This window comes from Hymenobacter agri (genome assembly GCF_054778495.1).
Window position 1 is genome coordinate 1 of record NZ_BAAGZM010000181.1, and the last position, 7,138, is coordinate 7,138.

Annotated in this window: 5 protein-coding genes and 1 pseudogene; all 6 read right to left on the reverse strand. The window is 60.6% G+C overall.

What is annotated here, in order from left to right; translation table 11 throughout:
* A pseudogene (locus ACYVDE_RS10805) lies at positions 1-806 on the reverse strand (hypothetical protein); the annotation flags it as partial.
* A gap of 615 nt (positions 807-1,421) precedes the next feature.
* Complete coding sequence (locus ACYVDE_RS10810; RefSeq protein ID WP_460501526.1) at positions 1,422-2,633, reverse strand: FAD-dependent oxidoreductase; 1,212 nt, start codon at positions 2,631-2,633, stop codon at positions 1,422-1,424.
* Between the two features lie 627 nt (positions 2,634-3,260).
* Positions 3,261-4,271: a glycoside hydrolase family protein gene (locus ACYVDE_RS10815; protein WP_460501527.1), complete on the reverse strand. Its 1,011-nt coding sequence runs from the start codon at positions 4,269-4,271 to the stop codon at positions 3,261-3,263.
* Positions 4,272-4,295: 24 nt separating this feature from the next.
* Positions 4,296-5,576 (reverse strand): sugar MFS transporter, encoded by a 1,281-nt coding sequence (locus tag ACYVDE_RS10820; RefSeq protein ID WP_460501528.1) that lies wholly within the window; start codon positions 5,574-5,576, stop codon positions 4,296-4,298.
* A 226-nt stretch (positions 5,577-5,802) separates the two neighbouring features.
* Positions 5,803-6,366: a hypothetical protein gene (locus ACYVDE_RS10825; RefSeq protein ID WP_460501529.1), complete on the reverse strand. Its 564-nt coding sequence runs from the start codon at positions 6,364-6,366 to the stop codon at positions 5,803-5,805.
* Between the two features lie 145 nt (positions 6,367-6,511).
* Positions 6,512-7,138 (reverse strand): hypothetical protein (locus ACYVDE_RS10830; protein ID WP_460501530.1); only part of this gene is annotated, 627 nt, incomplete at its 5' end.

The following is a 7,138-nucleotide window of genomic DNA, read 5'->3' on the forward strand; positions in this document are numbered from 1 at the left end:
AGCCAGCCCCGGGCGGGGTCTATCGGTTTCAGCACGACTGGCTGGCCGGGCGCGGCCGGGGCCGGCAGGCGCTGCCGGGCAGCCTTTCGGATAAACAGCGCCAGGTAGTGCACCAGCTCGTCGGAATAGTCGAAGTGGCCGTGGCCGGCATCGGCCAGCAGCGAGATGGGGGAGGCCGGGTGTTGCTGGCGGTAGGCCAGGGCGGGGGCGAGGCGCGGCTCCAGCCACTCGTATTCGCCCATCACCATCAGGCCGGGCACGCCGTCGAGGGTGCGGCTGCCCCAATTAGGGTTTGGCCGGCCACTGCCGGTGAGTAGGCTTAGCGGGGCGTCGCCCTTAAGCGAGATGGCAGCCAGCGTACGGCCGGGGTTCCAGGCGGCGAAATTCCAGGGGTAGCTGGCGGCGGCCGAGTGCCCGATGGGCATCACCGGCGCGGTGGCCAGTTCGGCGTAGCCCGACTCGCGGGCCAGCGCCTGCATCATGTCGTCGAACTTCTCGCCCGCGCCGTGCTCGAAGTCAAAGACCATATCCAGGGCGGGCGTCACCCACACCTCGGCAATGCCCAGTCGGGCCAGCTCGGCCCGAAATGCGAGGTGCTCCAACACACCCTCTTCCAGCATGTTGTGCTGACCCACTATCACGGCCCGCACCTGCCGGCAGTGGGGCGGTATCCAGAGAAAAGCCCGTGGGTGGTCGTTGGTTTCGCCAGACGTGGCCGCCGTTACTGGCGCCGACCACTGCCACACCTGGGCGCGGACCGGGCCGCCCAGCAGCAGTAGAAGCAGGAGACACAACGCGAGGCGCATGGGCGGGTGGGGATAGGAAAGCGGAAAGCCGGTCATGGTGCCAGCTCGAAACGCAACGAAGAAACTTCCCACCCGCCGCTCCGGCCTCCTGAACATACCTGATGGATTCGAGCAAGCTCCTAGCCGCTACAACTGACTGCTCGCGTCTGTAAAAATCGACAGTTGCGGCGTTTTGCTCGTCAGTCCGACGCTACGACTATTTGCGAATGCGTTGCCTTGGAGCATTATGTTGTGGCCTGATTGTCAGCCATGACAATGATTTTGGAGACCAAACGCCATGCTGTTTAAGTCAGGCCAATCAGACTTGCTTCTTCCTTATTGGTGCCATCAGGTGTTGCGCTGGTATCAATCGAAGCACCCTGCCTAGTATGCGCCCAGTGCCCACCAGCGACAAAGCCGCGAAATTCCGGCGAGTTTCTTCAGGAATCACGCCATATGCATTAATTAATTGATTTATTGGAGATTGTAAACTGAAAATACGCCGCTGGCTTTCATAGCCAGCGGCGTATTTTCAACGGTCTTCACCTAGATTCTCGGTTGCCCGGCATACGGTGAACTGTGTGTGCTCGCAATGGCTTATTCGTGACCTAGCGCTACATCAGGCCGCTGCCAGCCCTAGCCCGGCAGCGGGTCCTGGCCCAGCAGTTTGGTGCCCATTTCGGCCGATTGCCGCACCACGTTGAAGCCGTAAGCCGTCATCTCGGTTTCATAATCCTGCAGGGCGGCTGCTAAGGCTTTCTCGCCTTGCACCACCCGCAGCAGTTCCTGGCCCAGCAGCACGGCGTCGCGCAACGCAATGTTGGCCCCGCGGCCCAGGCTGGGCGTCATTGTGTGGATGGCATCGCCCAGCAGCGTCACGTTGGGGTGCGGCGGCAGGGCGAAGGGAATGCTGGAGCCCATTTCAATGAAGAAAAAGGAGCCCTTTTCACCGGCCGCCGGCACCGCCGCTGCTTCGCTGGGCCAGTCGCTCAGCAGCTCGGTAGCTAACTGCTGCAGCTCGTCGCTGGTTTTCAGGCGCACGGCTTCCTCGTCGGCCCCAAAAAACTCCTTGCGGCCCGAGATGATGCAGCCCACGTAGTCGGCCTGCGGGTGCAGGGCCGTGGCCAAGCCGAGGCTCTGAGCAGCCTCTGCCGGCGGCACCGGAAATAACACTGGCCCCACGCCCAGAATCAGCTTGCGGGCATCGGAGGCGGCTGTGAATACGTCGGCGAGGCACAGGGCAGGCAGTACCCGGCGTGCCGCCTCCACACCCAGGCGGCCGTAAATGGCCCGCGCGCCCGAGTCCATGAAGCGCGCTTCGGGGGCGCGCTGCCGGCGCACCACCGAGCCCGCACCATCGGCCCCAATCAGCAGGTCGCCGGTGGCCGTGCGGCCATCTTCAAAAAAGGCTTTAACGCTCTGCTCGTTTGCTTCATAGCGCACCAGTCGGGCACCGTAGTGGCAGCAGTTTTCCAATCCCGTGAGCAGGATTTCGCGCATGGTGGCGCGATTTACGTTCAGGTGCCGGGCAATGCCCTGGGCCTGGTGGTGCTCCGTTTTGCTGTAGCTGTCGATGGGAAACCGGCGGCTCAGGTGCAGGGCCGTGTCCAGGATGGTAGTGTAGGGTAAAGGGTTGGTCGAAGTCAGCTCCAGCAGCTGAAACAGCGGGTCGGGCAGCGCGGCCCGCAGAGCCAAAATGCCGTCGGCGTCGAGGTGCAGGCGGTAGCCTTGCAGTCGCTCGCTGGCGCTGGCGTCGCGCTCAAAAACCTGCACGCTTACCCCGTTTTTTTGCAGCAGCTGGGCTAGGCAAAGGCCGCCAAGGCCGGCCCCAATAATCAATACGTTCACAGTAGGTTGAATTAAAATTCCCTGAAAAAAGCAACAACGAAAGCCCACCCCTTCGGAGGGCAGGCAGCTGGGACGACCAGAATCAGGGAGGAATCTTCGCAACGAAAACAAAAAAGGCACAAACGAGCGTCATCGTAATCCTCAGGATTAAGAGAGCCGTTTATGCCAGCAAAGGGATTTGCTAGTTCATCGTTACGGTAAACGTGGCCACGCTACCTAAAAAAGCAGAGCGGCCAGAGTGATGCAAAATTACGCACTTTTCGGCCAGGACCAAACCGCGCAGTGATTACTCAGCACAGCCGAACAAAGACAAGAGAGTGCGACGGACAGCTGGGTTTCAGCGCGTCCGAGCTGCTCGATGGGCTAATTTTTTTAATAATTGTATTTCCCCGAGCGAAGCAGTTGTTAGTTTTCCAAGAACTGGGCCTACGTCTTCCGCAACCCGCAATCAGCACTCAATCCCACAAAAGCCAGCTTTGACAAGCTCAGCATGACGTTCCCTTTTTACTTCTCCGACTTCTTGAAACAGCCTCTAAGTCAGGACCGAAACTCCTGTCTTGTTGGCTAAACTTCGCCTGATTAAGCTTACGTAAAATCAACGTCTTGCAACCAGTACTGCCGTCACAATCAGGGCTGCGCGGGAAAGGTCGTTTCGCCGGTTTTCACATTCAGCGTCCAGGGGCGCGGGGCGGGCAGGCGGAGTTGGCCGTTGCCGATTTCGAGCGGCATCCAGAGGTAGCGCGAGTCCCACTGCGTCTTCGGTTTCCAGATGTCGCCCAGGAAGATGACGGTGGTTTTCTTGCTGCCCACTACCTTCACCAGCATGGTCGATTGCGCGCCGTATGTGTTGGTTTCGGGCGGGGCGATGTCCTTGAACTCGGTCCAGGGACCGGCCAGGGTGGGGGCGGTGGCGTACTTGTTGGGGTTGGCGCGCCAGCCCGTCAGGGCCGAGCCGATGGAGTAGTACAGGCCCTCGTAGTGCACGATGGCGCCGCCTTCCATGGGCGCGCGCACCAGGGCCACGTCCTTTTCCACGGTCATGTAGTCGTCCGAGAGCTTGGCGATGTGGAAACCCTGCTTGCGGTCCTCAAACACGAGGTAAGCCGTGCCGTCGTCGTCGATGAACTGGCCAATGTCACGGCTTTCCTGGCCCAGCGGCCGGAAGCGCTTCACGTACTGGAAGGGACCGGTAGGCTGGTCGCTCACGGCCACGCCCACCTGGGCCACCTTGTAGCCCTTGTCGTCGAGGTGAAAGTAGAGCACGTACTTTTTGGTCCTAGCGTTGTAAAACACCTTGGGCCGCTCCAGAATCCAGTCGGCCGAGAGCGAGTCGGGCGGCAGCAACTTCACGACGTCGCCCCGGAATTTCCAGTGCACGAGGTCGTTGGAAGAGTAGCAGCTCACGTAGCGGTACTTGGGCTCGAGGCCCTGGCGGCGCTGCTCGCCGTACCAGTAATAGGTCTTTTTCAGCTTGATGATGCCGCCGCCGTGCGCCTGAATGTGGTGGCCGTCGGTGTCGGGCCACAGTTCGCCGGGCTTGATGAGGTTGGCCTGCGCGTGAACGGCGGGACTAAGCAGCGCAGCGGCTGCCCCCAGCAACAGGCCGGTTAGCACCCGGTGGTTGTTTCGTAATGCCATTGCCTGGACTTGTTGCATAATTGGTTAGGCCCGCACCCGGTAGAGCCGCGCCCCAAACAGGGCGATGAAAGCGTAGCAGATGATGGGCAGGTAATAGGCCGCCGCAATGTCGTGGTTGGCAATTTTGCCCATCAGGTAGGGGAACACGGCCCCGCCCGCCACGGCCATCACCAGAATGGACGAAGCCTGCGGTGTATGCGGCCCCAGGTCCTTGATGCCCAGCGAGAAGATGGTCGGGAACATGATGCTGAAGAAGAAATTAATCAGCAGCAGGGCGATGAACGAGGGCCAGCCCCAGCTTTGGGCCACGAGGAGGCACATGGCCACGTTGGCCAGCGCGAAGGCGGCCAGCAGCTTGTTCGGGGCGATGTAGCGCATCAGGAAAGTGCCAACGAAGCGTCCGCTCATCATCATTACCATAAACAGCGAGAAGTAACCGGCGGCCGTGGCGTCGGAGAAGTGCATCTTTTCCACCCCATAATTGATGAAGTAGGCCCAGGTGCCGCCCTGCGCCGCCACGTTGAGGAACTGCGCCAGCCAGGCCCAGCGGAAATGGCCGTGTTGCAACAGCCCTTTGGGATGCGCCAGCGGCGTGGCCGTTTCGGCGGTGCCGGTGTAGAAGCCGGCTTCGGATTCGGCGGGCGCGGCGTGCGCATCCTGCAGGGCCGGTACCTTGATGAAGGCGAAGGCCACGGCAATGGCCACAATCACGCTGCCAATGGCAATGTAGAGGGTTTTGACCGACGTCAGGTCGCCGCTGACGTGGGTGCCGCTGAGGATGAAGTAGCTGCCCAGCAGCGGCCCCACCACCGCGCCCAGCCCGTTGAACGACTGCGCGAAGTTCAGGCGCTGGTCGCTGGTATCCTGCGGCCCGAGCGCGGCCATGAAGGGGTGCGCCACGGCTTCGAGCGTGGCCAGCCCGCAGGCCAGCACAAACAGCGCCGCCCGGAAGAAGCCGAACGAGCCGGCATTGGCGGCCGGCACAAACAGGAAGGCGCCCAGCGCATACAGGCCCAGGCCCAGCAGCACGCCGTTTTTGTAGCCAAAGCGCTTCATGAACAGCCCGGCCGGAATGCCCATCACGGCGTAAGCGCCGAAGATGGAAAACTGCACCAGTCCCGAATCGGCTTTGCTCACGTGCAATACGTTCTGGAAGTGCTTGTTGAGCACGTCGCCCATCGTGATGGCAATGGCCCAGAGCATAAACAGCGACGAGACGAATATTAGCGTGGGGATGTATTTCCGCTCGGTGAATGGCGCCTTGGTTTGGGCGGGAAGGCTGGGGGCGGTAACCGCAGATTGCATGCTGGGAATAGCTAGTATGAAGGCCGATGAGCCAAAGTTGATGCTCACTAGCGTAAAAGTCAGGAAGGAAGTCAGCAATGGCTGACCACAAAACAAATGACCCTACTTGGCGCCATCCAAACCTCCTGAACTCTCCTGATTTAGTCACAGACCACCTCGTTTTTGCGGCAAAGAGGCAATTGGAACTCATCAGTCGCTTGGATTTATTTGCCTTTGGTCAGATGAATTATTCCTCCCACGCCTGTTCTCTGACCCTCACCACGCGCAACGCCGCTGGAGGAGCCAAAGCAACTTCGGCTTCCACAAAAATGTCCGAATCGGGAATGCTCAGTCGGGTATAAAACACGAAATCATTCTGTTGGCGCCTGACAAATGCCGTGCGCGAGAGATGCCATTCGTGCAAGGGACCAAGACCTTGAGCCACTGAATTGGTGGCAAACAGGGCTTTGGTAAGCCGTGCATGAGCCCAATCCTGCCCGTTGCGCGTCACAAGGAGGTCGCTCCGGTAATTATGCGAGACGTCCAGCACCGTTTTTCCCTCCTCGACGACAGCGTTTATCACGGCGCTGTCGTTGAGGCAAGCCGTAACTACGCGCACGCGGTAATGGTCTCGTCCGGGAAGCAGCGTGTCACGACGTTCCACGGTAGTATCCACTGCGTAGTAAAACCGTGGCTGGGTGGGCAACGCAGCCGCTTCTTGGGCCGCTGGCACCGAACCAACACCTCGGTCTGGAGAAGAGCAGCCAAAGGAACCAGCAAACACAAGGAATAAACAGAGAAATCGTTTCATACGGCAAATAACTTCTTTGCTACCTGTTGCCCACTATGCTGATAGTTGTCTCTCATCTTGGCACCAAATCCAATAGGCCGCTTGGTTTCACATCCAGATTAGGCTATTGTCTAATAATGAAGCGAATACACCCAAACCTGCGGCCTCACTCCGCCACCAGCACCACCGTGCTGCGCGGCGCCACGGTTACGGCAGTGGCCGCCCCCACCGGCTGGCCCGTGGCCGCATTCACCGCGCGGCCGAAGCCCGCGGGCAGTTTCAGCTCGTAGCTTGTGTCGGTACTGGCATTCAGGCCCACCAGATACTTGCCGTAGTGCAGGCGGTAGAAGCGAGCCCGGCCGGCGTAGCCGCTCTCCTGGCCCGGCTTGTACGCCACATCGGCCGGAATTTTGGCAATGGGCAGCCGCTCACCAGCGTGGGCCGACTGCACGGTTTCGGGGTACTTGATGCCGCCGTTAGCGAAGCCGAAGTTGGTGTAGTCGGGGCGGGTGAAAAATTCGCCGCTGGACTCAAATTCCGCTTCTTCCGCCACGGTGGCTATGCGGTCAAAGGTGGGCGTGACCAGGTGCACCCGCCCCAGGAAGTTTACTGCGTTGCGCGCCCGCCAGTACACCGAGGCGTAGAAATACTCCGCGCCGTGCTTAACGGCCACCACGCCGTCTTCCTCGTCAGCAAACACGAAATCGGGCGCGCCAGCTGCCATGGGCATACGGGCGTCGGCGTCCGGCAGCGCCTGCAGGGCCGCGTACTGCCCCGGCACCGGCAGCAGCCC